This window comes from Oceanisphaera arctica (assembly GCF_002936955.1).
In the GTDB taxonomy this organism is placed as follows: Bacteria; Pseudomonadota; Gammaproteobacteria; order Enterobacterales; family Aeromonadaceae; genus Oceanimonas; species Oceanimonas arctica.
Genome location: NZ_MPZM01000007.1, coordinates 1 through 26,386, shown reverse-complemented (window position 1 = coordinate 26,386; position 26,386 = coordinate 1). Strand labels below are relative to the sequence as shown.

Genomic DNA, 26,386 nt, shown 5'->3' with positions numbered 1-26,386 from the left:
ATTCATGACCGACTATAAAAATACCCTGAATTTGCCCGAAACGGAGTTCCCCATGCGCGGTAACCTGGCTCAACGCGAGCCGGAGATGCTGAAGCGCTGGATTGAGCAGGACTTGTACGGCGCCGTGCGTCAGGCCAAGGCCGGCAAGAAGCCGTTTATTCTGCACGACGGCCCTCCCTACGCCAACGGCAGCATTCACATTGGTCACTCGGTCAACAAGATCCTGAAAGACGTTATCGTCAAGTCCAAGGGACTGCTGGGTTACGACTCTCCCTACATTCCGGGCTGGGACTGCCACGGTCTGCCCATCGAACTGAAAGTGGAAGGCAAGGTCGGCAAGCCCGGCGTCAAGGTGTCTGCCGCCGAATTCCGCGAAGCCTGCCGGGCCTACGCCAAAGAGCAGATTGAAGCGCAGAAAACCGACTTTATCCGTCTCGGCGTGCTGGGTGACTGGGAAAATCCCTACCTCACCATGAACTTCGATACCGAAGCCAACATCATCCGTGCCCTCGGCAAGATCATCGATAACGGCCACCTGCACAAGGGCTCCAAGCCGGTGCACTGGTGTACCGATTGTGGCTCAGCGCTGGCAGAAGCCGAAGTGGAATACGAAGACAAGCGCTCGCCGGCCATCGACGTGCGCTTCAAGGCGGTAGACGAAGCAGCCGTGGCGGCCAGCTTCGACTGTGCCGACGGCCATACCGGCAAGGGCCCGCTGTCGGTCGCCATCTGGACCACCACCCCCTGGACCCTGCCCGCCAACCGCGCGGTCGCGCTGCATGCAGAGCTGAGCTACGCCCTGGTACAGGTGGAAGGGGACAACCCCGAGCGTCTGATCCTGGCCGCCGATCTGGTTACAGACGTGATGGACAGAGCCGGCATCAGCCATTATCACAACCTGGGCTATTGCCAGGGTGCCGACCTTGAGCTGAAGCGCTTCCGTCATCCTTTCTACGACTTCGATGTACCCGCCATTCTGGGCGAGCACGTCACCACCGAATCCGGAACCGGCGCCGTGCATACCGCCCCTGGCCACGGTCAGGAAGATTTCGTGGTGGGCCAGCAATACGGTCTGGAAATCGCCAACCCGGTCGGTGGCAACGGTGTTTACCTGCCCGACACCGAGCTGTTTGCCGGCCAGCATGTATTCAAGGCCAACGATGCGGTGGTGGAAGTGCTGAAAGAGCGTGGCGCCCTGTTGCACCATCAGGCCATCATGCACTCCTACCCGCATTGCTGGCGCCACAAGACGCCGATTATCTTCCGTGCTACCCCCCAGTGGTTTGTCAGCATGGATCAGGCCGGTCTGCGCGCCAAGGCGCTGGCAGAAATCAAGAAGGTGCAGTGGGTGCCCGAGTGGGGCCAGAACCGCATCGAAGCCATGGTCGAAAACCGCCCCGACTGGTGTATCTCACGCCAGCGCACCTGGGGCGTGCCCATCGCCCTGTTCGTGCACAAGGAAACCCAGGCCCTGCACCCCCGCGCCACCGAGCTGATGGAAGCCGTGGCCAAGCGGGTAGAAGAAGCCGGCATTCAGGCCTGGTGGGATCTGGACCCCGCCGAGCTGTTGGGTGACGAAGCCGACCAGTACGAAAAAGTGCTGGATACCCTGGATGTGTGGTTCGACTCCGGCTCGACCCATTCTTCCGTGGTCGACGTGCGTTCCGAGTTTGAGGGCCACCCGGCCGACATGTATCTGGAAGGCTCGGATCAGCATCGCGGCTGGTTCATGTCATCCCTGATGATCTCCACCGCCATGAAGGGCCACGCCCCGTACCGGCAGGTGCTGACCCACGGCTTTACCGTAGACGGCAATGGCCGCAAGATGTCCAAGTCCATCGGCAACGTGGTCAGCCCGCAGCAGGTGATGAACAAGCTGGGTGCCGACATTCTGCGCCTCTGGGTCACCAGCACCGATTATTCCGGTGAGATGACGGTGTCCGACGAGATCCTCAAGCGCAGCGCCGATGCCTATCGCCGCATTCGCAACACCGCCCGCTTCCTGCTGGCCAACCTGAGCGGCTTCAACCCGGCCACCGACATGGTCGCCGCAGACGACATGGTACTGATTGACCGCTGGGCCGTGGGCCGTGCTCAGGCCATTCAGCAGGAAATCACCACCGCATACGACGAGTACAACTTCCATCTGGTCACCCAGAAGCTGATGCAGTTCTGCTCGGTGGAAATGGGATCCTTCTATCTGGACGTGATCAAGGACCGCCAGTACACCGCCAGGGCCGACAGCCTGGCCCGTCGTTCCTGCCAGACGGCGCTTTACCATATCGTGGAAGCACTGGTCCGCTGGATGGCGCCGATCATGAGCTTTACCGCCGACGAGATCTGGAATCTGCTGCCCGGCGAACGAGCACAATTTGTGTTTACCGAAGAGTTCTATGAAGGGCTGTTCGGGCTGGCCGGCGATGAGCAGTTGAACGATGGCTACTGGGCCGAGCTGCTCAAGATGCGTCAGGCAGTGAACAAGGCGCTGGAAGCCGCTCGTAAAGACAAGGTGATTGGCGCCGCATTGGAAGCCGAAATCACCCTTTATGTGGAAGATGGGTTGGCAGCCAAACTCAAGCAACTGGGTGACGAGCTGCGTTTCGTGATGCTGACCTCCAGCGTAACGGTGAAGCCGCTGTCTGAAGCCGGTGATGCCGCCGAGACCGAGGTCGCCGGACTCAAGGTCAAGGTCGCCAAGAGCGGCGCAGAAAAGTGCGCTCGTTGCTGGCACCATGTGGCTGATGTAAACAGCCATGAGGGCCACGAGGGCATCTGTGGCCGCTGCGTGACCAACGTGGCCGGAGACGGCGAAGTTCGCCGGTTTGCCTGATGGCGACGTTGCGAGAAACCGGCCTGCGCTGGTGGTGGTTGGCAATAGTGGCCATAGCGGTGGATCAGCTGAGTAAATGGCTCACCGTATCTAACCTGGCTTATGGTTATCCGGGGGTGGAAATCACCTCCTTCTTTAACTTGGTGCATGTCTATAATCCGGGGGCGGCCTTCAGTTTTCTGGCCGACCAGGGCGGCTGGCAGCGCTGGTTTTTTGCCGGCCTGGCCTTTGCGGTAACCGTGCTGCTCAGCGTCTGGATGCACAAGCTGCCCAAGGCCGCGCGCTGGTTGCCGGTGGCCTATGCCCTTATCATCGGCGGGGCCATCGGCAACGTGATCGACCGGTTGATGTTGGGCCATGTGGTGGACTTTCTCGACTTTTACGTCGGCAACTGGCACTGGCCGGCGTTCAACCTGGCCGACAGCTTTATCTTCGTCGGTGCCGGCATGATTATTATCGACAGTTTCAAGAAGGACAGCCCCCAATGAGCAAACAGATAGGCCCGCAGAGCGAAGTACTGTTTCACTTTACCATCAAGCTGGAAGACGGCTCAGTGGCCGACAGCACCCAGCTGCACGGCAAACCCGCCAAGCTGAAGATGGGAGACGGCAGCCTGACGCCGAGTTTCGAGGCCTGTCTGCTGGGCCTGACCGAAGGCTCCAGCCACAGCTTTGAGCTGGGGCCGGACGATGCCTTCGGGCCGGTCAATCCGGACAATATTCATTATATGGAGCGCAGCCGCTTCGCCGCCGACATGAGTCTGGAAGAAGGGGCCATCCTCTCCTTTACCCAGCCCAACGGCGCCGAAATTCCCGGCATAGTACGCGGTGTGGCCGGCGACTCGGTCACCGTCGACTTCAACCATCCCCTGGCCGGCTGTCAGGTCACCTTCGAGGTGGAAATTCTGGCCGTCGAGCAAATGACAGTTGAAGAATAAGGAGCCTGACATGGATATTTTACTCGCCAACCCACGTGGCTTTTGTGCCGGTGTCGACCGGGCCATCAGCATAGTGCAGAGCGCGCTGGAAAAATTCGAGGCGCCCATCTACGTGCGTCACGAAGTGGTGCACAACCGCTATGTGGTCAACAAGCTCAAGCAGGCGGGCGCTGTGTTTGTGGAAGAGCTGGATCAGGTGCCGGACGATAATATCGTCATCTTCTCCGCCCACGGCGTGTCGAAGGCGGTACGGGAAGAAGCCAAACGCCGCGGCCTCAAGGTGTTTGACGCCACCTGTCCGCTGGTGACCAAGGTACACATGGAGGTTCACCGCGCCAGCAAGAAGGGCATAGAGACCATTCTTATCGGTCATGCGGGTCATCCGGAAGTGGAAGGCACCATGGGCCAGTACGAAAGTGCCGAGGGCGGCATGTACCTGGTGGAGAACCCGGAAGACGTGGCGCAGCTTGTGGTAAATAACCCCGACAACCTGACCTTCGTGACCCAGACCACCCTGAGCGTGGATGAAACCTCGGATGTGATCGACGCCCTGCGCGCCCGCTTCCCCACCATAGAGGGGCCGCGTAAGGACGACATCTGTTACGCGACGCAAAACCGGCAGGATGCGGTGCGCGAGCTGGCGGCCAAGGTGGACGTGATGCTGGTGGTGGGCTCGAAAAATTCTTCCAACTCCAACCGGTTGCGCGAGCTGGCCGAGAAAATAGGCACCAAAGCCTATCTGATCGACTGTGTCGAGATGATAGTGCCAACCTGGCTGGAAGGGGCGGAGCGCATCGGCGTTACCGCCGGCGCCTCGGCACCGGAAGTACTGGTGCAGGAGGTGATCGGCCACCTGCAGTCGCTGGGCGGAAATACCGTCACCGAACACCCGGGGCGGGAAGAAAACATCGTCTTTGAAGTACCGGCCGAGCTAAAGGTAAAGCAGGTGTCCTGACACGGCGCCTGATCTGATATAGCTCTGACATGACATAGTATGTGATTGACCGAAAGGCCTCCGATATCGGAGGCCTTCTTGTATGCGGGAAGTACTGGCGCCGCTCTGCTCCCTCCCCTTTACCCCGGTGTGTCGGAATGACAGCGGGGTGCAAGACAAGGGGAGTGCTGGGGAGGGTGTGCTGTACGGCGTTGCCGGTGACTTCTGATACCAATCCCAGTAATGTTCTGGTCATATTAAGGCCTCAGATCAGAGGCAACACAGCCGCCTCCCTCGACACGCCACTACAAGTCGGCGGAGCGGACCCTTTGTCCGACCTTTACAGAGCAACCGAATAGATCAGTTATTTAAGCTGTTTGGTATTATTGCCAGCAGGCCGTCGGTGTCTTGCTGTTATTCCTGCTCAGCGTCAGCGGGCTGCAGGATACACTGCCTTCCTTGTCTTTCAGCTGGCTGGAACCGGTCTTGGCAGTGGCAATCAGCTCATAATTACTGGCGCTGGCTCCACTGACTTTAAAGGTGTAATCGGCATGAGTGGGGAGAAAGGTGCCGCTCGCCTGACTGGTAGTGGCATAGGTGGCATGAGAGATACGCCAGTCTTCCTGCTTCAATTGCATGCTGTACAGGCTCTGTATCGCTTCTATTCGTTTGCTTTTCAACAGATAGCCGGTGAAGGAGGGATAGGCGACCATGGACAGTATGGCAACGATGCCCACCACTATCATCAGTTCTATCAGGGTAAAACCGGTACTCTTTTGCATCCAGATATTCCTTGTCTAAACGCCAGATATCGACCAAGCTTAACCACTGTCGGCAGCTTTGTCGCGGGATTTTGTCTTCAGGGAGGAAGCCAATGAACAAGCGTCAGACGGGGCTGACTCTGATCGAATTGCTGATGGGCATGGTGGTAATGGCAGTCTTGCTGGCCATTGCCGTACCCAGCTTTCAGACCTTGCGCGATCAAAATACGGTGCGCAGCGCCGGCATGGCCATCTATGCGGACTTGCAGCTGGCTCGCAGCGAGGCGATCAAGCGTAATAAAGACATTACCGTCTGTTTCAGTGGGTCGGGTACTGCCAGCTGGAACTATCAAATCAAAAACTCTACGGATTGTACCGGTAGTATCATTGATGAAGCCAAATCAATTGATTATCCGGCCATTACCCTGACGTTTCCTTATACTGAGCTCACTTTCACTCCCAGACGGAACACGCTGGACAGCGGTACTATTCTCGCTTCTAACGGAGCGCAGAATATGAAGATTATTACCTCCAGCTATGGCCGTATCCGCACCTGCACTGATGAGCAACTGATAGGAGTGCCGGCATGCTGAAGCGGTATAAAAACAGCGGCTTTTCGGTAATGGAAATGCTGGTCTCGCTGGTGGCGGGTCTGGTGGTGGTGGCGGGCGCCATCTCTTTGTTTACCACCGTCATGGTGTCCGGCAATACCACCCTGATGCTGTCGCGCGTCAACCAGGATGTGCAAAGTATCACCGATATCATGGTGCGGGATATTCAGCGGGCAGGCTATCACCCCAGTGCGGCAGCAGACATGGCACCGGGTACGCCTTCCTCTTCGGCCAAGTCGACCAAGTATCAATTTTCAACCACGGCGGATCTCTATACCGCTTCGGGGGCTACTGCTCCCGGCTGTATCCGAATCAAATACTGGGATCCTAATCCGCCTTCCGGGGCGGGGTCTGTGGTACGGATATACGGCTATGATGCGGCCAACAAGGCGCTGAAGGTCAGTACCAGCTATACGGAGCCGACCAGCAGCGCGCTTGGCAGCAGCGACTGTAGTGGTGGCAGCAAACTGATATCGGAAAAAGAAGTGCTGATCGACAACCTGAGCTTTGCGCTGGCCTCCGGCAGTAGCGCGACCGGCATGCGCGCCATCGATCTGGCCATTTCCGCCTCTCATGCCACCAGGCCGGCACTGGCCATGAGCCTGCAGCGGCAGATAAAACTACGCAACGACGGGTACTAGCCATGAACAGGGAAAACGGATTTACCACCCTTACCATCACGCTGATGCTGGTGTCGATTCTGGTGTCGGTATCGGTGTTTATCGGCAAGGCGCTGGTGTCGGAAAAGCGCATCGCGCTCAACGAAATCGAGTACCGGGTGGCGTATGCCGCCGCCGAAAAGGGGGTGGCCGAGGCCATTGCCTGGATCAAAGTTGACTCGACGGCGTCGGGCGCCTCGGGAACCGTGAACAGTTCGGCGGCCCAGGCGAGCTACAGCGTCACCATGACTCCTAACGCGACGACCTCTGGTGTGACCGATATTCTGTCGGTGGCCACCCTGCCCGGCGGCGGTCAGGCCCGTATCAGTATGCAGGTGGCCGAGCGCGGTATCCTCAACCCTGATAACTCGGGTCCGGCGGCGCCCATGATGATTAACGGTACCGCCCCCTTGAGCGGCAACATTACCATAGTGGCCAATCCCAATGGCAGCGGCAAGGGGGTGCCGGTTTCCGTATGGAGCAAAGACACGGTAGACATCGGCGGTAACGCGAAGACCTGTGGCATGGAGGAATATAAAGAGAACGGCTGTACCACCAAGAATGCCTATAGCTACAATCAGGGGTCCACTCCTGTTATCGGCACCGATATCGTCGCCAATGACCCTGGTTTTCCCAGCGATATGTTCGACTATGTGTTCGGTGAGCCGGACTCCGCCGCCGCCTGGGAGCATATTCATGCCAAGGCGACCGCCATTGTCAGCAGTTGCACGGATCCCCTGCTGACCGGCGGTGCCGGCTTTTTTATTGTAGAAGGCTCGTCGGGGACCTGCACTTTTGGCACGGTAGGTTCCCCCACCAGCCCTGTTATCCTGCTGGTCAAGGACGCCAACGTGGTGATGAATGGGGGCAGCGTCTTCCATGGTCTGCTGTTTTCTTATGATTCCGATCCCGATAGCGAGCCCGATTACACCCTCAGTGCCGCTGGTGGTGCCACGGTTTATGGCAGCTTGTTGGCAAACCACAATGGAGTCAAGCTGACCGGTGGTACCTTTAAGTTTATCTACGATGAAGGGATTATTTGTGATCTCAGCGGTTGCGTTAACAGCAGCCTGGGCACCGGCAGCAGCAATCCCTTTATTTCTATTGATATCATTCCCGGTAGCTGGAAAGACTGGTAGCAGGAGGCAGGATGAAACGGCAACAAGGATTTGGCCTGATCGAGGTATTGATCGCCTTTATCGTGGTGGCGGTCACGGCGGGCTCGCTGCTGCAGCTGAACAAGAATTATCTGGAATACAGCCGGGATGGCCGCAGCCGGGAGGTGGCCCTGCGGCTGGCCGAATCCAAGCTGGACGAGCTCAGATATTTCCGGGACAAGCAGGGATATCAGAATATCGCCGGAGGCACCGAATCGACGGAGCTGGATGGGGTGACCTACGATCTCGACTGGACGGTAGACGATTATGGCTGGGATGCCGCCAATACCCAGTGGGCCACGCCGCCACCGACCGGGATTCCCTCGGGCAAGAAAGAGGTAGCGGTCACCGTCGACTGGAACGATACCGGAGTGCCACAAAGCTTTACCCTCAGCTCGGTGGTTTCGCCCAGCCTTTCTGTCGAGAGTGGCCCTTTTGGCAGTAGTAATGGTGGACCCAATAGTCCATGGGGCCTGGGACTGGGTGGCCCCGAGGTAGCCCATACACCGGGCGCAGTGCCTAACGTCATCCCCATCACCCTGGGGGATGGCATTACCCAGGAAACCAGCCGTCCCTTGCCCAAGCTGATCCAGCAGGGGAGCTCGGACAGTCTCAGGGTGGCGTTTAATACCAATGCATATGACAGCAGCAACAAGAAATCTCAGGTGCAGGACATGACGACAGTTTCCTGCAACTGTACGCTCGGCAGCAGCAAGGTCGCCGAGCTGCCAGCGAAGCGGTCGGTCGTGTCCGGGCTTTCATATTGGGTCAAGGGGGGGACGGCGAACAAGGTGACCGGCGTGCCGCAGCAGAGTCAGGATCCCTTGTGTACCACCTGCTGTGCCAATCACTTCGATGGCCCGGATAACAAGTTCAGCCACTGGTATGATGCGATTAAGCTGACTCCTCACGGGCATTACAACGCTACGCTAAATAGTTCGAAGGTTTATGAATTTACATCGGCCACTACATTAGGTAACTCTTATGTCGAAGCCTGCCGCATGGTGCGGATTAACGGCTTCTATGAAATGGCCAACGACTGGAATCTGGTGGCGTTTAATATCTTCGATGCCAGCATCTTTGCCAATAGCGGAGTACAGACGGCCTATCAAGATTATGTAAAAAAAATTGTCACCGATTACATTCGCGGTCAGGTAAAGGCCGAGGGTAATTATAACCAGACTTATTCTACCCCCATCTCTTTTGCAACTTACCTTGCTACTAACAGCATAGCGCCCTTGACGACCAATATGCTGTTGGTTGCGCCCGGCCCGGATCAGCTGATGGCTAGGGGCATCTATGTGGATATAGTGTCCCCGGAATACCGCCAGTATCTGAAGAATGACGTCATGGGTGGCAACCCCGATGCCACGCCCGCCAACTTACTGAAATATGTGCCTTTTTATGACGTCAACCTGACCCTGTTGGCGAACTGGACGAGTAACACCCCTGCCAACATTAGCGTGACCGATGAGCCGGTGCAGACCATAGTGGACAGCAGCCAGCAATACTATGGGACTTACAGCCGGGGCTTGATCAATGCCCTCCAGGAAGGGTCTTTGGCCACCATTACCGCCACCATACGGCGCAGCAACAGCGGCATCACCTCTTTCAAGCCGCTGTCTACGTTTGAAACTGAAACAACAGAGCGCAAAAGTTCTTCGCTGAATGTCTCGGTACAATCGATTTCCGGCAAGGTCAGTATAACCGGGCAGGTAAGGTGTATCACCTATGAGACGGTTGGCACCACGGTGACCGAGCAGACATGCAGCGACACCCAGTTAAGCCAGGTACAGGTGAGCTTTACTCAGTCTAACGGGCCTTCCACCAGTTGTGGTTCTACCCAGACTTCAGGGCAAGGCGCCAATAAAGGCAACCTGTCGCTTTTCTATAGCTGTTACGCGGACAATGGACCTCAAATCACGCTGACGGCTACGGCTCCTACCGGTTATGAACTGCTCCCCGCCAGCCCCTGGAATAAGCAAACCAACACCACCCAAGGCGGGAAGAAATCCATTGACGGTGGCTGTGTGCTGGCGGTGATCAACAAGCCGGAGGGCACCACCCTGCCGCCTCCCTGCAACTAACCCAAACGCACAGGGGCCTGACAAGGCCCCTGTCTTTCATTACTATGCAGCTATTGCCATTTTAACGACAGACAAACCCATGTCCTCACATCTTACCCTGGCGCTGGCCCAGTTAAATCTGACCGTCGGCGCCATCGAAGCCAATACTCAAGCCATGCTGGCCGCCGCCACCGACGCCGAGCAAGAGGGCGCCGAGCTGGTGCTGTTCCCCGAGCTGGCCATTACCGGCTATCCGCCGGAAGACCTGTTATTTCGTGACGATCTTTATCTGCGAGTCGATGCGGCCCTCGAACAACTTGCGGCGGCCAGCGCCAACACCGCCCTGGTGGTCGGCCACCCCTGGCGGCAAGACGGCAAGCTTTATAACGCGGCCTCTTTCTTTTATCGGGGCACGCTGCAGGGCCGCTACTTCAAGCAGCTGCTGCCGAACTACGGCGTGTTCGACGAAAAACGCTATTTCAGCGCCGGCGACGAGAGTTGCGTGGTCGAGTTCAAGGGCCACAAGCTGGGCCTGCTGATCTGCGAAGACGTCTGGGAAGCCGGCCCGGCGGCGGCGGCCAAGACGGCGGGGGCCGAGCTGCTGCTCAGCCTCAACGCCTCGCCCTATCACAGGGGCAAGGCCTGGATCCGCAAGAGCCTGCTGGCCCAGCGCAGCCGCGAAAACGCCTTGCCGCTGGTCTACCTCAATCAGGTAGGCGGACAGGACGAGCTGGTGTTCGACGGTCGCTCCAAGGTATTCAACGCCGAGGGCGAGCTGACCCAGAATCTGGCGGCCTTCGAGTCTGAACTGGCAATGGTGCGCATCGAGCACAAGGCGCCGGTGAAGGCTAGCGTTAATGCACCGCTCGAGCCACTGGCCGAGGTGTATCAGGCGCTGGTGCTGGCCACCCGGGATTACATCAACAAGAACGGCTTCAACGGCGCCGTGCTGGGGCTGTCTGGCGGTATCGACTCGGCGCTGACCCTGGCCATCGCCGTGGATGCCTTAGGGAAGGACAAGGTGCAGGCGGTGATGATGCCGTTTCGCTATACCGCCTCGATCAGCGTGGAAGACGCGCAGGAAGAGGCCGATCTGCTGGGGATTGAGTTCGACATCGTGTCCATAGAGCCGATGTTCGACGCCTTCATGGGCCAGCTGGCACCCATGTTCGAAGGTACCGAAAAAGACACCACCGAAGAAAACCTGCAGGCCCGCTCTCGTGGCGTGCTGCTGATGGCGCTGTCCAACAAGCGTCGCCGCCTGGTGCTGACCACCGGCAACAAGAGCGAAGTGGCGGTGGGCTACTGCACCCTTTACGGCGACATGGTCGGGGGCTTTGCGCCGATCAAGGATGTGCCCAAGACCCTGGTGTTCGAGCTGTCCCGTTATCGCAACACCCTGGGCTATGTAATACCGCAGCGGGTCATAGACCGGCCGCCCTCGGCTGAATTGGCGCCGGATCAGCTCGACCAGGACAGCCTGCCGCCGTATGATGTGCTGGATGCCATGCTCGAAGCCTATGTGGAGCAGGACCAATCGCTGGATGATCTACTGGCGGCCGGTTTCGATGAATCCGATGTACGCCGGGTGATCAAGCTTGTGGATATCAACGAATACAAACGCCGTCAGAGTGCGGTGGGGCCGCGGATCACCCCGCGCAACTTCGGCAAAGACCGGCGTTACCCCATTACCTCGGGTTTTGGCAAAATAAATTGGTAAGGAGCCACCAATGAAAAAAATCGAAGCCATCATCAAACCCTTTAAACTGGATGACGTGCGTGAAGCCCTGGCCGAACGCGGTATTACCGGAATGACGGTATCGGAAGTAAAAGGATTTGGTCGTCAGAAAGGCCACACCGAGCTGTATCGCGGTGCCGAGTATATGGTGGATTTTTTGCCCAAGGTAAAGCTGGAACTGGTGGTGCAGGACGATCTGGTTGAGTCCTGTATCGAAGCCATCGAAAACACCGCCCGCACCGGCAAGATTGGTGATGGTAAAATCTTCGTGCTCGATGTGGGCCAGGTGATCCGCATTCGCACCGGTGAACAGAACGAAGAAGCGGTTTAAGGGCTGGGAATAGGGAGCAGGGAATGGGGAGTGGTGTGCTCTTCCCCAATCCCTAGTCCCCAATCACCAATCCCCAGTTTCAACCGGCCGGCTTTTTTGTCACAATTGCCTATTAACATCGTATCAAGGAATAACATATGCCACTGCTGGACAGTTTTACCGTCGACCATACCCGAATGGAAGCACCGGCGGTGCGGGTAGCCAAAACCATGGCCACGCCTCATAACGACACCATTACCGTATTTGATTTGCGCTTCTGCCTGCCGAACCAGGAAATCCTGTCCGAGAAGGGCATCCATACTCTGGAGCACCTGTTCGCCGGCTTTATGCGTAATCATCTCAATGGTGGCGGCGTCGAAATTATCGATCTGTCGCCCATGGGCTGTCGTACCGGTTTTTACATGAGCCTGGTAGGCGCGCCGGACGAGCAGCGCGTGGCGGCGGCGTGGCAGGCGGCGATGGAAGATGTGCTCAAGGTGGAAAACCAGTCACAGATCCCCGAGCTGAACGAATATCAGTGCGGCACCTTCGTGATGCACTCGCTGGACGAGGCCAAGGCCATAGCGCGCAATATTATCGAGCGCGGTATCGGTGTGAACAGCAATCAGACGCTGGCGTTGCCGGAAGAGATGCTGAAATCGCTGTAATGACAAGCGGCTTCCCCTCGTGACAAAAGCGCCCGTTTAAGCAGCACTGGCTTAACCGGGCGCTTTGTCACTTGTTATTCTTATCCTTTAGATATACTTCCCTTATTACAGTGCTCAAATGGACCACTTTATGTCAGAACAACAAGATCCCTTCCTGAAGCGGGAAGCCGAAAAATACGAAAACCCCATTCCCAGCCGGGAGTTTATTCTCGAGCTCATTAAAGCCAAGCAGGGCCCGGTTTCCCGGGATGACGTCTTTGCCGAGCTGGCACTGGACGGCGAAGAGCAGGCCGAAGCCCTGCGTCGCCGCCTGCGCGCCATGGAGCGGGACGGCCAGCTGGTGTTCACCCGTAACAAGTGTTACGCCCTGCCCGATAAGCTGAACCTGATCAAGGGCCGTGTTATCGGTCACCGGGAAGGCTTCGGCTTCTTGCGTCCGGAAGATGGCGGCGACGACCTTTTCCTCTCTCAGCGTGAGATGGACGCCCTGATGCACGGCGACCATGCGCTGGTGCAGCCGTTGCGTTTCGACTCCAAAGGCCGGCGAGAGGCGCGGGTGGTGCGTTTGCTGGAATCCCGCGACCTGGAAGTGGTTGGCCGCTATTTTGTGGAAAACGGCGTCAGCTACGTGGTGCCGGACGATAGCCGCATCGCGCAGGACATTCTGATCCCGCAGGGCGAGACCAAGGGTGCGCGCATGGGCCAGGTGGTGGTGATTGCCATCAGTCAGCGTCCGACCAAGCGCATGACCGGTGTGGGTAAAGTGGTCGAGGTGCTGGGTGAAACCATGGATCCGGGCATGGAAATCGACATCGCCCTGCGTACCCACGGCATTCCCCATGTGTGGCCGGAAGAAGTGAAGCACGAGATTGCCAAGCTGACCGAACAGGTGCCGGAAGAGGCCAAGCTGGGCCGAAAGGATCTGCGTGATCTGCCGCTGGTGACCATCGATGGTGAAGACGCCCGCGACTTTGATGACGCGGTTTACTGTCAGCCCAATACCTCCGGTGGCTGGCGGCTGTGGGTTGCCATCGCCGACGTGTCCTACTATGTGCGCCCGGGTACGGCGCTGGATAACGAAGGCTATCTGCGTGGCAACTCGGTCTACTTCCCCGAGCAGGTGATCCCCATGCTGCCCGAGGTGTTGTCTAACGGTCTGTGCTCGCTCAACCCGCAGGTTGATCGACTGTGCATGGTGGCGGAGATGACCATTTCTGCCTCCGGCAAGTTGTCCGGCTTCAAGTTCTACGAAGCGGTGATGAACTCTCATGCCCGTCTTACCTACAACAAGGTAGCGGCCATGCTGGAAGGAGACGAGGTCCTGCGCGAGCGTTATGCTCCGCTGGTGCCGCATCTGGAAAACCTGGGTCAGCTCTATCTGGCGATGAAAGAAGCGCGCCATCAGCGTGGCGCGGTGGAATTCGAAAGCGAAGAAACCCGCTTTATATTCAACCCTCAGCGCAAGATCGAGAGCATAGTGCCCGTGGTGCGTAACGACGCCCACAAGATCATCGAAGAATGCATGATCATGGCCAACGTGGCGGCCGCCCGCTTTATCGAAAAGCAGGAGGCTCATACCCTGTTCCGGGTGCACGACAAGCCGGGTGAAGAGAAACTGACCGGTTTCCGCAGTTTTCTCGCCGAGCTGGGTCTGGAGCTGAAAGGCGGCCTGGAGCCGGAGCCGGCGGATTACGCCCTGCTGGCCGAGCAAATCAAGGACAGACCCGATGCGGGCCTGATCCAGACCATGCTGCTGCGCTCCATGAAGCAGGCGATTTATCAGGCCGACAACATGGGCCACTTCGGCCTGGCGCTGAAGTCTTATGCCCACTTTACTTCGCCCATCCGTCGTTATCCGGATCTGGTGTTGCACAGGGCCATCAAGGCCCAGCTGAGCAAGATACAGGGTGACGGCGGCAGCAAGAGCGGCGGCGTGCCTTACCAGTATGATGAAGTCGCCCCCATGGGCGATCATTGCTCCACGACCGAGCGCCGTGCCGATGACGCGACCCGCGACGTGGCCGACTGGCTCAAGTGCGAATACATGCTGGATCATGTGGGTAGCGAATTTGGCGGCACCATCGCCAACGTGACCGGCTTCGGCTTCTTCGTGCGGCTGGACGAGATCCATATCGACGGTCTGGTGCATATCTCCAGCCTGCAGAACGATTACTACCAGTTTGATCCGGCGCGTCAGACCCTGATCGGCGAGAACTTCCGTCGCCGCTACCGTCTGGGTGACAAGATCAAGGTCAAGGTGATGGCGGTGAACCTGGACGATCGCAAGATCGACTTCGAAACCGTGGAAGAGCCACTGCCGGCCGGTGCCAAAACCGGCAAGGGAGCCAAGAACCTGAAGTCGCGCCAGCGTGCGAAGCCGAAGAGTGGCGCCAAGCCGAAAAGCGGTGCCAAGCCCGAGGCCAAGCCGGCCGAAGGCAAGGCCGGTAACAAGCCCAAGGGCGGCAGAAAGCGTCGTTAATTAAACCAGGGAATAGGGAATAGGGAGCAGGGACTGGTGAACTCACCCCGCTCCATTCCCCATTCCCCAATTCCCCAACTCCCCAATTCCCTAATCCCCTAATCCCGAGAATTTAAATGAGTAATGAACTGATTTTTGGCATTCACGCCCTCGATGCCCTGCTGGAAACCCATCCGGAACAGGTATTGGAAGTGTGGCTGCTCAAGGGCCGCGAAGATGAGCGCCTGAACGCACTGCAGGCCCGTCTGCTGGCCGTGGGTGTCAAGGCCCAGCCGGCGAGTCGCTCGGCCCTGGACAACAAGGCCAAGGGTGGTCAGCATCAGGGTGTGGTGGCCAAGGTCAAGGCCCAGCCGGTACTGAACGAGACGGATCTGGACGCGCTGCTCGCGGCAGAAGACTGCCCCTTGCTGCTGGTGCTGGACGGCGTGACCGACCCGCACAACCTGGGTGCCTGCCTGCGTACTGCCGACGCGGCCGGTGTGCATGGCGTTATCGTACCCAAAGACAAGTCAGCCAGCCTGGGCCCTGTGGTCCGCAAGGTGGCCTGTGGCGCCGCCGAAGTGGTACCGCTGTTTCAGGTGACTAATCTGTCACGCACCCTGCGTCAGCTACAAGACAAGGGCATCTGGGTAGTCGGCACCGCCGGTGAGGCGGATCACAGCCTGTATCAGGCCAAGTTCAGCGGCGCCCTGGCGCTGGTGATGGGCGCCGAAGACAAGGGCATGCGCCGCCTGACGCGTGAACATTGTGACGAGCTGGTCAGCATTCCCATGGGCGGATCCGTGTCCAGCCTGAACGTCTCGGTCGCCACCGGCGTCTGCCTGTTCGAAATGGTGCGTCAGCGCGGCCAGTGATACGTGAAGTAGGTTGGTGATGAGCGAAGCGAATCCCAACATGGGTGGGATGAGGTGAGGCGTTGAGCGTGAGGAGCAAGGCGTGAATATGCAGGGCATAATGGCTCGGATGGCGGCCGACCGACAGATGCTGGCGATACTGCTGCTGGTGTTGGGCAACCTGCTGATTTCCTTCGGCGATGTGCTGGTCAAATTGCTGGGCCAGACCGAGGCGACACCCTATCAGTATGTGGCGCTGCGCTTCCTGATGACCTCGGCTTTGCTGTTGCCATTCTGGTGGCGCCTGCCGCGAGAGAAGAAGGGCTGGGGCCAGTGGAAAATCCACCTGCTGCGTGGTCACCTGCTGCTGATGGGTTCGGCCTGTGTCTTCATCAGCCTGATTTACCTGCCGCTGGCCACCGCCAACGCGGTATTTTATGCCGCCCCGCTGATGACGCTGCCGCTGGCGGCGCTGATCATCAAGGAGCAGGTGCGGCTGGCCGCCTACGGGGTCAGTCTGCTCGGCTTCGGCGGCATCTTGATTGTGCTGAACCCGGCAGAATGGCACTGGGCCGGCTGGCTGGCGCTGCTGACCGCCTTTTCCATGGCAGCCAGCAACGTGCTGGTGCGCAAGCTGCCGCAGGGGCGCTCTGTGCTGGCGACGCTGTTTCTGACCCAGGCGCTGGCAATACCGGTGAGCTTTGCCCTGGCCTTGCCCGGTTGGCAGCCGGTGGCAGGAGAGGTGTGGCTCTTGCTGATTGGAGCCAGCCTTGTCGGCATCATCTATCAGGGTATCTGCATTCTGGCCTATGCCATGGCCGATGCCAGCAAGATTGCCGCCAGCGAATATTCGGGACTTATCTTCGTCACCCTGATGGGCATGGTGCTGTTTGCGGAGTTTCCGGACCTCAACGTCTACCTCGGCGCCGCCGTGGTGATCATCGCCATCGGCCTGCAACGGCGCTTGCGGTAAAAGCCGGGAATAGGGATTGGTAAAATCTCCCCATTCCCCATTCCCCATTCCCCATTCCCCATTCCCCATTCCCCATTCCCCATTCCCCATTCCCCATTCCCCATTCCCCATTCCCCATTCCCCATTCCCCATTCCCCATTCCCATTCCCCATTCCCATTCCCCATTCCCATTCCCCAGCATTTAATTTCTTGCCGCCCGATTGGTTATCCCTTACACTACGCGACCTTAAAATCAGTCGTTTTTAGCTACAAGTTCCTTGCCTCCGATGGTGTGACTGAGCCCACGCAGAGGCTATTAACCCGTAAGGAGCAATCCGTGCGTCATTACGAAATCGTATTTATGGTTCACCCTGACCAGAGTGAACAGGTTCCCGGCATGATCGAGCGCTACACTGGCGCCATCACCACTTCAGGCGGTCAAGTTCACCGCATGGAAGACTGGGGCCGTCGCCAACTGGCTTACCCGATCAACAAGCTGCACAAAGCCCACTATGTTCTGATGAACGTAGAAGCTGACCAGGCTGTTATCGATGAGCTGGAAACTAACTTCCGCTTCAACGATGCCGTGCTGCGTAACATGATTATGCGCACCAAGCATGCGGTCACTGAGCCTTCTGAAATGGCCAAGGTCAGAGAAGAGCGTCAACCCCGTCGTGACGACGCTCGTGCAGAAGCTGCAGAGTAATCCACGTTTTAGCTGAGGAATAGAATCATGGCACGTTTTTTCCGTCGTCGTAAGTTCTGCCGTTTCACCGCTGATGGTGTAACCGAGATCGATTACAAAGACATCGTAACCCTGAAAAACTACGTTACCGAATCCGGTAAAATTGTACCGAGCCGCATCACCGGCACCTGCGCTAAGTTTCAGCGTCAGCTGGCTCGTGCGATCAAACGCGCTCGTTACCTGGCTCTGCTGCCTTACACCGATCTGCACAAGTAAGCAGCGGCCTAACTCGCCAATATTTATAGAGGAAAGGTAATGCAAGTTATTCTGCTTGATAAAATCGCCAAACTGGGCGGCCTGGGCGACCAGGTAACCGTTAAATCCGGTTATGCTCGTAACTACCTGCTGCCCCAGGGCAAAGCCGTTCTGGCCTCCAAAGACAACGTAGCGACTTTCGAAGCTCGCCGCGCTGAACTGGAAGCCAAACTGGCCGAGCAACTGGCTGCTGCGCAAGCCCGTGCCGACCAGCTGTCTGGTCTGGAAAACGTGGTTATCGCATCCAAGTCCGGTGACGAAGGTAAGCTGTTCGGCTCCATCGGTGCCCGCGACGTGGCCGACGCCATCACCGCTGCCGGTGTTGCTGTTGCCAAGAGCGAAGTTCGCCTGTACGAAGGCGTTCTGCGTAATGTAGGCGAGTTTGAAGTGGGTGTGCAGCTGCACGCCGACGTTAAAGCGACCGTTACTATTCAGGTCGTTGCTGCCTAAATCAGGCCGCTCGTTAAAAAAGCCCGCGCTTGTCGCGGGTTTTTTATTGCCTGCAATAAGGCTACAGTGGGAGAAAGTCTAAGGGAGAGCGCTAGATGGCAGACTGGATAACAGGCCGGGTCAAGGCCCGCAAACAATGGTCGGATACCTTGTTTTCTCTGGTGGTGGACGCCGATGTCGAGCTTTTCAAGGCCGGACAGTTCACCAAGCTGGCCTGGCATGGCGAAGATAAAAAAGTGGCCCGGGCCTATTCCTACGTCAATCCGCCGGGGCAAGACTGCGAATTCTATCTGGTTACTATTCCCGAAGGCCAGCTCACGCCTTATCTGGCCGGGCTCGATGTGGGAGACGAACTGTTGGTACAGCGCACGGCGGCCGGCTTTCTGACCCTGGATGAAGTGCCGTCGGGCCGTGACTTGTGGCTGATGGCTACCGGCACCGGCGTGGGGCCTTTTGTCTCCATGCTGGCGGAAGGCAGCTGCTGGCAGCAGTTTGACCATATCGTGCTGGTGCACGGGGTGCGCCTGGGCGAAGAGCTGGGCTACCGGGAGCAGATAGCCGAGCTGACGCAAGACCAGCCCCGTTTTCATTATGTGCCCTTCGTCTCCCGAGAAACCGTGGCCGACGCCGAGTCGGGCCGCATCACCCATGCCATTGCCGATGGCAGCCTGGAACAAAGAGTGGGCCTGACGTTAACCCCCGAACACAGCCGGGTGCTGCTGTGCGGTAACCCGCAAATGGTGCGCGATACCATCACCGAGCTCAAACACAAGGGGCTTACGAAACACCTGCGGCGCAAACCCGGTCAGATCCTGATGGAAAACTACTGGTAAAAGAAGGGATTCGGGACTGGGGAATAGGGACTGGGGTTGCTAATTCCCCAATCCCGAATCCCCAATCCCGAGGTTGTTTTAACGGGTCAGTACCATCATCAGGCTCAGAAAAGCCGCTAGTCCCCAGCCTAGGCCGATAATCCAGTAAAACACCCGGGCGCCCTGTTTGATGGGAATGCGGCTGTAGAGTAAAAACAGGTACCAGAACAGGGCCGGAAGCAGGGGTAACAAGAACAATCGAGTCATGGCAAAGGCCTTATAGAACGATGACGGGCTGGAAAAATGCGCATTCATCATTGCACTGTATCAACGAGGGCATCATTGAGCCAATTATCATTCAGGGTCAGCTGAAGCCGTGCTATGTTGCGAGCTGAGTCATCGCTTATCAATAATGGACAAGGAGTGAGACATGAAGCAATTGGTCATCAAGGCCTTTGGTGATGCGAGTCAGCTGGTGCTGGCCGAGGCGAGCAGCCCGGCGCTGGCCGCCGATCAAATCCGGGTGCAGATGCACTATGCCGGGGTGAACCCGGTGGATGCCAAAACCCGGGCCGGTCTCGGCTGGGGTGCTCAGGCCATCAAGGACAAACTGCCCTGGTCTCCGGGTTTTGAAGTCATGGGTACCGTGCTGGAAGTGGGTGCGGATGTCGGTGATTATGCCCCGAGTGACCGGGTGTTTGGTTTGCTGCCCGGTGGTGGCTACAGCGAGCAGCTGGTGGTATCGGCCGATGCCTTGCTGCCGGTGCCTGCCGGTGTGACCGACAAGATGGCTGCCGGCCTGTCGCTGGCCGGCACGACCGCCTGGCAGGGGCTGACCGAGCACGGCGGCCTCAAGGCCGGTGAACGGGTGCTGATTTCCGCCGCCGCCGGGGGCGTGGGTCACCTGGCGGTACAGCTGGCCAAGGGGCTGGGTGCTACCGTGGTGGCGTTGGGCTCGCCCGGCAACCATGACTTTCTGCATGACCTTGGTGCCGATGAGGTGATCGACTACCGCGATGAAGCCGCTTTGACGGCCATGGCGCCGGTGGATTTATTCTTCGACCTGGTGGGCGGAACTTCCGGATGTTCACTCCTGTCTCATGTTAAATCCGGTGGCCGGGTGGTCACTGTGCCGACCATTACCGCCGATGAGGTGATTGCCGCGGCCCAGCCGCTGGGCCTGACGGCGACCGGTATGCTCAAGCATCAGGATAACCAGCAACTGGCACTCTTGGTCAAGGCGGTGGCCGAGCGGCGCCTGAGGGTAGAAGTGAGCCATGTTTATCCGCTGGCCGAGGGTGCGGCGGCCCATCGCCAGATTGAAACCGGTCATACCCGCGGCAAGATACTTCTGCAGGGATAACCGGCCTAGGGTCAACAGGCCCTAACGACTTGATATAAGGAAACCCCATGAAGTATTGGTCCCTGTTATTGCTGTTGTGCCCCTTGATGGCGCCGGCTGCTCCGGTGTTGGTTCAGGAAGTGGAGCAGGCCGAAGACGGTCTGGTGATCCCCTATCGGATGTATCGGCTCGATAATGGTCTGACGGTGCTGCTTAATGCCGACAAGTCCGATCCACTGGTGCATGTGGAGATGACCTACCACGTTGGTTCGGCCCGGGAAGAGCCGGGTCAGACCGGCTTTGCCCACTTCTTCGAGCACATGATGTTTCAGGGCTCCAAGCATGTGGGCGATCAGGAACACTTTCGCCTGGTCAACGAGGCCGGTGGCACCATGAACGGCACCACCAATCAGGACAGAACCAATTACTTCGAGACGGTACCCGCCAATCATCTGGAAAAGATGCTGTGGCTGGAAGCGGATCGCATGGGGTTTCTGCTGGAAGCGGTGAGTCAGCGCAAGTTTGAAATTCAGCGTGACACAGTCAAGAACGAACGCGCCCAGCGTATCGACAACCAGCCTTATGGCTTGGTGGGCGAGCGCATGGGCGAACTGCTCTATCCGCGGGATCATCCCTATAGCTGGCAACCCATCGGCTATGTGGAAGACCTGGACCGGGTCAATGTGGATAATCTCAAGACGTTTTTCAAACGCTGGTATGGCCCTAATAATGCCACCCTGGTGATCTCCGGTGACTTCGAGACCGAGCAGACCCTGGCCTGGGTGGAGAAGTATTTCGGGCCCATTCCTGCCGGGCCCGAGGTGACCTCGGCCGAGCCGCAACCGGCCCGACTCGAACAGAATCGCTACCAGACCCTGGTGGACTCGCGCATTCGCATGCCGATGCTGTATTTGTCTTACCCCACCGTTTACCTGGGCCACCAGGATGAGGCGGCGCTGGATGTGCTGGCCAATGTGCTGGGCGGCGGTAAAAGCTCACTGCTGTATCAGCAGCTGGTTGAAACCGGCAAGGCCGTCAGCGCCGGGGCCAGCCATTACTGTGCCGAGCTGGCCTGTACCCTGAGCGTCTGGGCCTACAGCAATCCGTCTAAAGACGGCTCCCTGACGCCACTCAAGCAGGATATCGACCGTATTGTGGCTGAACTTGCCGAACGCGGCATTGCCGGCGGTGACGTTGAAAAGGCGGTGACCGAACTGCGTGCCGAGCTGATCCTCGGGCTCGACAGCACCAAGGGCAAGTCCCGGCAACTGGCGTTGGGTCAGGTGCTGAAAAACGATCCACTCTATGCGATCAACGCCTGGCGTCAGCTGGCCGAGACCACGCCAGAACAGGTGACGGCGGTGTATCGCCGTTATCTGCAAAGTAGCCCGGTGGCGGCCCTGAGCGTGGTACCGACCGGTAAAGACGACTGGCAGGCTGCCGAGCCCAACTTTGAGGTGGCCGAGCGGACCTTGCCGGCCTCCGATGAGCAGCTCGCGTCATTGCCGGATCGCAAGGTAGAAGACAACTTCGATCGCAGCCAGATGCCGACCGCGGCACAGCCGGTGCAAATCAAGGTACCGCCGCTGTGGCAAGACACCCTGGGTGACAATATTCAGCTGTTGGGCACGGTCAACGACGAGATACCGGCGGTATCGGTGATCCTGGCGCTGCCCGGCGGCCAGCGGGCCGAAAGCCCGGATGACATAGGGCTGGCTACCCTGACGGCGGCGATGATGAATCAGGGCTCGGAGCGGCTCAAGGCCGGCGCCTTCAGCGAAGCGCTGGAGCGACTCGGCGCCAGCATCAGCGTGCGCAGCGGTTTCTATACCAACCTGATTGAAATCACCAGCATGACCGAGACCCTGCCGCAAACCCTGGCCTTGGTAGAAGAGCTGCTGTTTCATCCGGGCCTGCGTGAGCAGGACTTCGAGCAGGTCAAATCCCGATTGCTGGAGTCCATGGCACAAAACCGGCACCAGCCCGCCTGGCTGGCCCAGCATGCGTTTCGTCAGCTGATGTACGGTAATACCCGCATGGGCTTGCCGGACGAGGGGCGGGCCGAGCAAATCAGCGCCATTACGCTGCAGCAGGTGCGTGATTACTATCACCGTTATTACAACCCGGCCAATGGTCATGTGCTGGTGGCCGGCGATTTGGAGCCCGGGCAGGCCAGGGAAGCGTTTGGCTTTTTGACTCGCTGGCAGGGTGAGGCGCCGACCGTGCCCGAGGTTAATGTTCAGCCGCAACCGGCGGAGGCGGGCATTTATGTGGTGGATGTACCCGGCGCCGTGCAGTCGGTGCTGCGCATCGGTCGGCGTGCCCTGTCGCTGGATGCCACCGGCCCCTTCTTTCATGCCAACCTGATGAACTTCAACCTGGGCGGCAACTTCAACAGCCGCATCAACCAAAACCTGCGTGAAGACAAGGGTTTCACCTATGGTGCCAATTCCTACTTCACCGGCAACCGTGATGCGGGCGTGTTTGTAGTGGCCACCGATGTGCGTGGCGACGCTACGGTACCGGCCATCGAGAACATTCTGTCGGAGTTCAGTCGTTTCCGGGAGCAGGGCCCGAGCCAGGAGGAGCTGAGCTATCTGCGCAGCAGCTATTCCCAGCAGGACGCTCTGTCTTACGAAACCCTGGGCAACAAGGCGGGTTTTCTGCTGCAGCTGGCGATGATGCAGTTGTCGCCGGATTACCTCGACGAACAACAGCAGATTGTGGCCGATATCGACAGCAAGGCGCTGACCGAGCTCGCCGAGCAGTGGCTGGATCCCGATGACATGGTGGTAGTGGTGGTCGGCGACAAGGAAAAGCTTGAAAAATCGCTGTCGCAGCTCCATCTTCCGGTACACGACTTTACCATTGAGTAACGAGGCCAGGCCTCTCGCGGGATAACTTTTCTCCTCAGGGGAATGGTTATCCCGTGCCAAAGAGTAACCAATAATGACCAAAACAACATTAACACTGGCCGAACGACTCCAGGCCTGGCAAACGCCGATGCGTCTGCCCGCCATCAAGGGTATTCGTCGTGGCATAGAGCGCGAAAGCCTGCGCATCACGCCGGCCGGTCACCTGGCCCAGACCGGCCACCCCGAGGTACTGGGCTCGGCCCTGACCCACGCCAACATCACCACCGATTTTTCCGAATCCCTGATGGAGTTCATCACCCCGGTGTCGGATTCGGTGGAGATACTGCTGGCGCAGCTGGGTGACATTCACGGCTATACGATGCGCCACCTGGGCGAAGAGCAGTTGTGGCCGCTGAGCATGCCCTGTCTGCTCAAGGGGGATGATCATATTCCGCTGGCTCAGTACGGCAGCTCCAATGTGGGCCGCATGAAAACCCTTTATCGACAGGGGCTGCACCATCGCTACGGCAGCCGGATGCAGGTAATTTCCGGGGTGCACTTCAACTTCTCCATGCCCGACAGCTTCTGGAGTGAATGGCATCTGCAGGAAGGCAACAACGATTTTCTGCAGGACTTTGTCTCCGACAAGTATCTGGGGCTGATCCGCAACGTCTATCGCTTCGGCTGGCTGATTCCCTATCTGTTCGGCGCCTCGCCGGCGCTGTGCGGGTCTTTCCTCGCCGGGCGCGATCATCAGCTGCCGTTCGAGCGCCTCGGCAAGGGTACCCTCTATCTGCCTTATGCCACCTCGCTGCGGCTGTCGGATCTGGGCTATACCAACAACGCCCAGGCCGGGCTCAATATCTCGCTGAGCAGCCTGGATGAATACGTCGCTTCGCTGCGTCGGGCCATCGGCACCCATGCGGCGGAATTTGCCAAAATCGGCGTCAAGGTGGACGGGGAATACCGTCAGCTCAACGACAATGTGCTGCAGATAGAAAACGAACTCTATGCACCGATCCGGCCCAAGCGCACCGCCGAAAGCGGCGAAAAGCCGTCGGAAGCCCTGGCCACCCGGGGCATCGAGTATATCGAAGTACGTTCGGTCGATGTGAACCCTTTCTCGGCGGTGGGCATAGATGCGGGCCAGATCCGCTTCCTCGATACCTTCCTGCTCTGGTGCCTGCTGACGCCGTCGGCCCCGCTGACGGAAGACGAGATTGCCCTCAACCGGCGCAACTTCAACAAGGTGGTGCTGGAAGGGCGCAAACCCGGCCTGGAGCTGGAAGTGTTCGGCGGCGAGACCCTCACGCTCAAGGCGTTGGGCGAACGTTATTTCGGCGAGCTGAAAGACGTAGCGGCGCTGCTGGATGCCTGCTGTGGCCGGGGCTGTTACGGCAAGGCTCATGCACAACAGCTGGCGGCGATTCAGGACCCGAGCCTGACCCTGTCGGCCCGGGTGCTCAACGAGCTGCAACAGAGTGGTCAGGACATACTGCCCTTCGGTCTGGCCCTGTCGAAGCGCTACCATCAGCAGTTGCAGCAAAGCCGCCCGCGCTACTGGGAAGACAGCTACTTCGACGAAGAAGGCGCCCGTTCCGAGATGCGTCAGCGCAAGATAGAGCAGTCCGATACCATCGGCTTCGACGAATTCCTGCAGAATTACTTTGGTCAATAAGTAACCTGGGTGAGGGGTGAGGGGTGAGGGGTGAGGGGTGAGGGGTGAGTTTTTATGCTTCCCCCTCATAGGGTTTAGAACCGATCACATGAAACAAATGCTCTATTTAATTTCTGTATCAATGTCGGACAAAGGGCCCGCTCCGACGACCCGCTCAAGCACTTCCCTGTGACGCTCAGCACATGACGTCCGACCGCCATGGAAGGCGGGAGTGCCAGCATTGCAGGAGCCTTTGTTGGCCCTGTCATGTGATGGTCGGCGGAGCAGATCCCTTTGCCCTCTTTGATGCTACAGAGTCGCCTGTTGGCACTGTCTGCGGGTAACTCGGTGTTCAAAAGAGGCAACAGAGAACGCCTCCCACGACCGTGAAATGCCATGGTCGGAAAATGCTCCTGCCATTCCGGCATTCCCGCCCTCCCTGGCGGTCAGATGGCATTTCCGAGCTTACATGGATGTACTCGTAGCGTGTCGAGGGAGGCGGCTCTGTTGCCTCTGGAACTCCTCCTCAAAATCTGATCAGATACTTAATGGAATTGGGTTGAAAATAAGGAAACGTGATGAGAGTGGTGTGTCTGGTTCCGTCTTGGACCGAAACCCTGATCGAGTGTGGCGTTAATGTAGTGGGGCGTACCCGATATTGCGTGCATCCGGCCGACAAGGTGGCCTCGTTAGCTGTCGTCGGCGGTACCAAGGATGTGCAGTGGAGCAAGGTTGCGGCGCTGGCGCCGGATATGGTGATTTTCGATAAAGAAGAAAACACCCTGGAAATGGCGCAAACCTGCCCCTTTCCCTATTTCGCCACCGATGTGAAATCGGTGCACGACATGCCACAGGCGCTCAGGCTGTTGTCGCAACAGCTGTGTTCAGACGCCTTGCTGGACCTGAGTGTGCGCTATCAGGCGGTGCTGGCCGAAAAAAAACAATGCTCGCCCGAGGTATTACCGCTGTTATCCGGTGACTTTGCTTCGTCGACCTCGGTGTTGAATGACCAGCGAACGTGGCTTTACCTGATCTGGCGCAAGCCGTTCATGAGTGTGGGCCGCGATACCTTTATTTATTCCGTATTCGAACACCTGGGTTTTGCCGACAAGGTGCTCACCTTCGACGATCGCTACCCCTCATTAGATGAAGAATGGATTCGCGAGCAGAACCCGGTGCTGCTGTGCTCCAGCGAACCCTATCCCTTCGCCGGCAAGCTGGAACAGACCAGAGCAGAGCTGAAGCTGGATGCGGTATTGATCGACGGCGAGCCCATGTGCTGGTACGGAGTGCGCTCGCTGCACTACCTGGAATCGATATGAAAGCCAACAAAAA

Annotated in this window: 25 protein-coding genes; 23 read left to right on the top strand and 2 right to left on the bottom strand. The window is 58.3% G+C overall.

The genetic code is table 11. From position 1 onward, the window contains the following. The first annotated feature begins 4 nt into the window (after positions 1-4). The 5 genes from ileS (at position 5) to UN63_RS17390 (ending at position 4,930) form a co-directional block, all read left to right on the top strand. Positions 5-2,830: an isoleucine--tRNA ligase gene (ileS, locus tag UN63_RS04905; RefSeq protein WP_104485669.1), complete on the top strand. Its 2,826-nt coding sequence runs from the start codon at positions 5-7 to the stop codon at positions 2,828-2,830. Beyond that, positions 2,827-3,318: a signal peptidase II gene (lspA, locus tag UN63_RS04900; RefSeq protein ID WP_373294532.1), complete on the top strand. Its 492-nt coding sequence runs from the start codon at positions 2,827-2,829 to the stop codon at positions 3,316-3,318. Before ileS ends, lspA begins: the two co-directional genes overlap by 4 nt. Then, positions 3,315-3,767, top strand: coding sequence for an FKBP-type peptidyl-prolyl cis-trans isomerase (gene fkpB / locus UN63_RS04895; RefSeq protein WP_104485667.1), 453 nt, complete (start codon positions 3,315-3,317; stop codon positions 3,765-3,767). The genes lspA and fkpB overlap by 4 nt, the downstream gene beginning before the upstream one ends. Before the next feature lie 10 nt (positions 3,768-3,777). Continuing rightward, positions 3,778-4,722 (top strand): 4-hydroxy-3-methylbut-2-enyl diphosphate reductase, encoded by a 945-nt coding sequence (ispH, locus tag UN63_RS04890; RefSeq protein WP_104485666.1) that lies wholly within the window; start codon positions 3,778-3,780, stop codon positions 4,720-4,722. 82 nt (positions 4,723-4,804) lie between these two features. Next, the gene (locus tag UN63_RS17390) at positions 4,805-4,930 is read left to right on the top strand and encodes a hypothetical protein (RefSeq protein WP_268244976.1); all 126 of its coding nucleotides are present in this window, start codon (positions 4,805-4,807) and stop codon (positions 4,928-4,930) included. A gap of 154 nt (positions 4,931-5,084) precedes the next feature. Here UN63_RS17390 and UN63_RS04885 read toward each other — a convergent pair whose 3' ends face one another. Continuing rightward, positions 5,085-5,483, bottom strand: a complete 399-nt coding sequence (locus tag UN63_RS04885; RefSeq protein WP_104485665.1) for a type IV pilin protein — start codon at positions 5,481-5,483, stop codon at positions 5,085-5,087. A 92-nt stretch (positions 5,484-5,575) separates the two neighbouring features. Here UN63_RS04885 and UN63_RS04880 point away from each other — a divergent pair, with 92 nt between their 5' ends. From UN63_RS04880 to UN63_RS04810, 14 genes are all read left to right on the top strand, one after another. Beyond that, a complete protein-coding gene (locus UN63_RS04880) occupies positions 5,576-6,055 on the top strand; it encodes a GspH/FimT family pseudopilin (protein ID WP_104485664.1) in 480 nt (159 codons plus the stop codon). Then, a complete protein-coding gene (locus tag UN63_RS04875; RefSeq protein WP_104485663.1) occupies positions 6,049-6,714 on the top strand; it encodes a PilW family protein in 666 nt (221 codons plus the stop codon). Before UN63_RS04880 ends, UN63_RS04875 begins: the two co-directional genes overlap by 7 nt. A gap of 2 nt (positions 6,715-6,716) precedes the next feature. Beyond that, entirely contained in the window at positions 6,717-7,871 is a 1,155-nt protein-coding gene (locus tag UN63_RS04870) for a PilX N-terminal domain-containing pilus assembly protein (protein WP_104485662.1), read from the top strand. A gap of 11 nt (positions 7,872-7,882) precedes the next feature. After that, the gene (locus UN63_RS04865; protein WP_104485661.1) at positions 7,883-9,976 is read left to right on the top strand and encodes a prepilin-type N-terminal cleavage/methylation domain-containing protein; all 2,094 of its coding nucleotides are present in this window, start codon (positions 7,883-7,885) and stop codon (positions 9,974-9,976) included. Between the two features lie 79 nt (positions 9,977-10,055). Next, complete coding sequence (locus UN63_RS04860) at positions 10,056-11,675, top strand: NAD+ synthase (RefSeq protein WP_104485660.1); 1,620 nt, start codon at positions 10,056-10,058, stop codon at positions 11,673-11,675. Between the two features lie 10 nt (positions 11,676-11,685). Then, positions 11,686-12,024, top strand: coding sequence for a nitrogen regulatory protein P-II (glnB, locus tag UN63_RS04855; RefSeq protein WP_104485659.1), 339 nt, complete (start codon positions 11,686-11,688; stop codon positions 12,022-12,024). Positions 12,025-12,161: 137 nt separating this feature from the next. Further along, a complete protein-coding gene (gene luxS, locus UN63_RS04850) occupies positions 12,162-12,671 on the top strand; it encodes an S-ribosylhomocysteine lyase (RefSeq protein WP_104485658.1) in 510 nt (169 codons plus the stop codon). Between the two features lie 130 nt (positions 12,672-12,801). Beyond that, positions 12,802-15,150 carry a ribonuclease R gene (gene rnr, locus UN63_RS04845; protein WP_104485657.1) on the top strand — a complete coding sequence of 783 codons (2,349 nt, stop codon included), beginning with the start codon at positions 12,802-12,804 and terminating at the stop codon, positions 15,148-15,150. A 116-nt stretch (positions 15,151-15,266) separates the two neighbouring features. Continuing rightward, complete coding sequence (gene rlmB, locus UN63_RS04840; protein ID WP_104485656.1) at positions 15,267-16,004, top strand: 23S rRNA (guanosine(2251)-2'-O)-methyltransferase RlmB; 738 nt, start codon at positions 15,267-15,269, stop codon at positions 16,002-16,004. Between the two features lie 100 nt (positions 16,005-16,104). After that, positions 16,105-16,956: a DMT family transporter gene (locus tag UN63_RS04835; RefSeq protein WP_229793446.1), complete on the top strand. Its 852-nt coding sequence runs from the start codon at positions 16,105-16,107 to the stop codon at positions 16,954-16,956. Positions 16,957-17,272: 316 nt separating this feature from the next. Beyond that, positions 17,273-17,641 (top strand): 30S ribosomal protein S6, encoded by a 369-nt coding sequence (gene rpsF, locus UN63_RS04825; protein WP_104485653.1) that lies wholly within the window; start codon positions 17,273-17,275, stop codon positions 17,639-17,641. A 27-nt stretch (positions 17,642-17,668) separates the two neighbouring features. Beyond that, positions 17,669-17,896, top strand: coding sequence for a 30S ribosomal protein S18 (gene rpsR / locus UN63_RS04820; protein WP_104485652.1), 228 nt, complete (start codon positions 17,669-17,671; stop codon positions 17,894-17,896). A 39-nt stretch (positions 17,897-17,935) separates the two neighbouring features. Continuing rightward, the gene (rplI, locus tag UN63_RS04815; protein WP_104485651.1) at positions 17,936-18,385 is read left to right on the top strand and encodes a 50S ribosomal protein L9; all 450 of its coding nucleotides are present in this window, start codon (positions 17,936-17,938) and stop codon (positions 18,383-18,385) included. 95 nt (positions 18,386-18,480) lie between these two features. Continuing rightward, complete coding sequence (locus UN63_RS04810; protein WP_104485650.1) at positions 18,481-19,218, top strand: ferredoxin--NADP reductase; 738 nt, start codon at positions 18,481-18,483, stop codon at positions 19,216-19,218. A gap of 78 nt (positions 19,219-19,296) precedes the next feature. On the opposite strand, the gene UN63_RS04805 is transcribed toward UN63_RS04810, so the two are convergent. Next, positions 19,297-19,464 carry a hypothetical protein gene (locus UN63_RS04805; protein ID WP_104485760.1) on the bottom strand — a complete coding sequence of 56 codons (168 nt, stop codon included), beginning with the start codon at positions 19,462-19,464 and terminating at the stop codon, positions 19,297-19,299. Between the two features lie 163 nt (positions 19,465-19,627). Here UN63_RS04805 and UN63_RS04800 point away from each other — a divergent pair, with 163 nt between their 5' ends. The 4 genes from UN63_RS04800 (at position 19,628) to UN63_RS04785 (ending at position 26,373) form a co-directional block, all read left to right on the top strand. Further along, on the top strand, positions 19,628-20,560 hold the full coding sequence (locus tag UN63_RS04800; protein ID WP_104485649.1) for an NADP-dependent oxidoreductase: 933 nt from the start codon (positions 19,628-19,630) through the stop codon (positions 20,558-20,560). A gap of 47 nt (positions 20,561-20,607) precedes the next feature. Next, complete coding sequence (locus UN63_RS04795) at positions 20,608-23,415, top strand: M16 family metallopeptidase (protein WP_104485648.1); 2,808 nt, start codon at positions 20,608-20,610, stop codon at positions 23,413-23,415. Between the two features lie 73 nt (positions 23,416-23,488). Continuing rightward, a complete protein-coding gene (gene gshA / locus UN63_RS04790; protein ID WP_104485647.1) occupies positions 23,489-25,072 on the top strand; it encodes a glutamate--cysteine ligase in 1,584 nt (527 codons plus the stop codon). 557 nt (positions 25,073-25,629) lie between these two features. Further along, a complete protein-coding gene (locus tag UN63_RS04785; protein ID WP_104485646.1) occupies positions 25,630-26,373 on the top strand; it encodes an ABC transporter substrate-binding protein in 744 nt (247 codons plus the stop codon). The last annotated feature ends 13 nt before the right edge of the window (positions 26,374-26,386 follow it).

Bases quoted from the DNA above. Each gene is read 5' to 3' on its own strand.
- ileS (WP_104485669.1), top strand. From the start codon at position 5: ATGACCGACTATAAAAATACCCTGAATTTGCCCGAAACGGAGTTCCCC.
- fkpB (WP_104485667.1), top strand. From the start codon at position 3,315: ATGAGCAAACAGATAGGCCCGCAGAGCGAAGTACTGTTTCACTTTACC.
- ispH (WP_104485666.1), top strand. From the start codon at position 3,778: ATGGATATTTTACTCGCCAACCCACGTGGCTTTTGTGCCGGTGTCGAC.
- UN63_RS17390 (WP_268244976.1), top strand. From the start codon at position 4,805: ATGCGGGAAGTACTGGCGCCGCTCTGCTCCCTCCCCTTTACCCCGGTG.
- UN63_RS04885 (WP_104485665.1), bottom strand. From the start codon at position 5,483: ATGCAAAAGAGTACCGGTTTTACCCTGATAGAACTGATGATAGTGGTG.
- UN63_RS04880 (WP_104485664.1), top strand. From the start codon at position 5,576: ATGAACAAGCGTCAGACGGGGCTGACTCTGATCGAATTGCTGATGGGC.
- UN63_RS04875 (WP_104485663.1), top strand. From the start codon at position 6,049: ATGCTGAAGCGGTATAAAAACAGCGGCTTTTCGGTAATGGAAATGCTG.
- UN63_RS04870 (WP_104485662.1), top strand. From the start codon at position 6,717: ATGAACAGGGAAAACGGATTTACCACCCTTACCATCACGCTGATGCTG.
- UN63_RS04865 (WP_104485661.1), top strand. From the start codon at position 7,883: ATGAAACGGCAACAAGGATTTGGCCTGATCGAGGTATTGATCGCCTTT.
- UN63_RS04860 (WP_104485660.1), top strand. From the start codon at position 10,056: ATGTCCTCACATCTTACCCTGGCGCTGGCCCAGTTAAATCTGACCGTC.
- glnB (WP_104485659.1), top strand. From the start codon at position 11,686: ATGAAAAAAATCGAAGCCATCATCAAACCCTTTAAACTGGATGACGTG.
- luxS (WP_104485658.1), top strand. From the start codon at position 12,162: ATGCCACTGCTGGACAGTTTTACCGTCGACCATACCCGAATGGAAGCA.
- rnr (WP_104485657.1), top strand. From the start codon at position 12,802: ATGTCAGAACAACAAGATCCCTTCCTGAAGCGGGAAGCCGAAAAATAC.
- rlmB (WP_104485656.1), top strand. From the start codon at position 15,267: ATGAGTAATGAACTGATTTTTGGCATTCACGCCCTCGATGCCCTGCTG.
- UN63_RS04835 (WP_229793446.1), top strand. From the start codon at position 16,105: ATGGCTCGGATGGCGGCCGACCGACAGATGCTGGCGATACTGCTGCTG.
- rpsR (WP_104485652.1), top strand. From the start codon at position 17,669: ATGGCACGTTTTTTCCGTCGTCGTAAGTTCTGCCGTTTCACCGCTGAT.
- rplI (WP_104485651.1), top strand. From the start codon at position 17,936: ATGCAAGTTATTCTGCTTGATAAAATCGCCAAACTGGGCGGCCTGGGC.
- UN63_RS04810 (WP_104485650.1), top strand. From the start codon at position 18,481: ATGGCAGACTGGATAACAGGCCGGGTCAAGGCCCGCAAACAATGGTCG.
- UN63_RS04805 (WP_104485760.1), bottom strand. From the start codon at position 19,464: ATGACTCGATTGTTCTTGTTACCCCTGCTTCCGGCCCTGTTCTGGTAC.
- UN63_RS04800 (WP_104485649.1), top strand. From the start codon at position 19,628: ATGAAGCAATTGGTCATCAAGGCCTTTGGTGATGCGAGTCAGCTGGTG.
- UN63_RS04795 (WP_104485648.1), top strand. From the start codon at position 20,608: ATGAAGTATTGGTCCCTGTTATTGCTGTTGTGCCCCTTGATGGCGCCG.
- gshA (WP_104485647.1), top strand. From the start codon at position 23,489: ATGACCAAAACAACATTAACACTGGCCGAACGACTCCAGGCCTGGCAA.
- UN63_RS04785 (WP_104485646.1), top strand. From the start codon at position 25,630: ATGAGAGTGGTGTGTCTGGTTCCGTCTTGGACCGAAACCCTGATCGAG.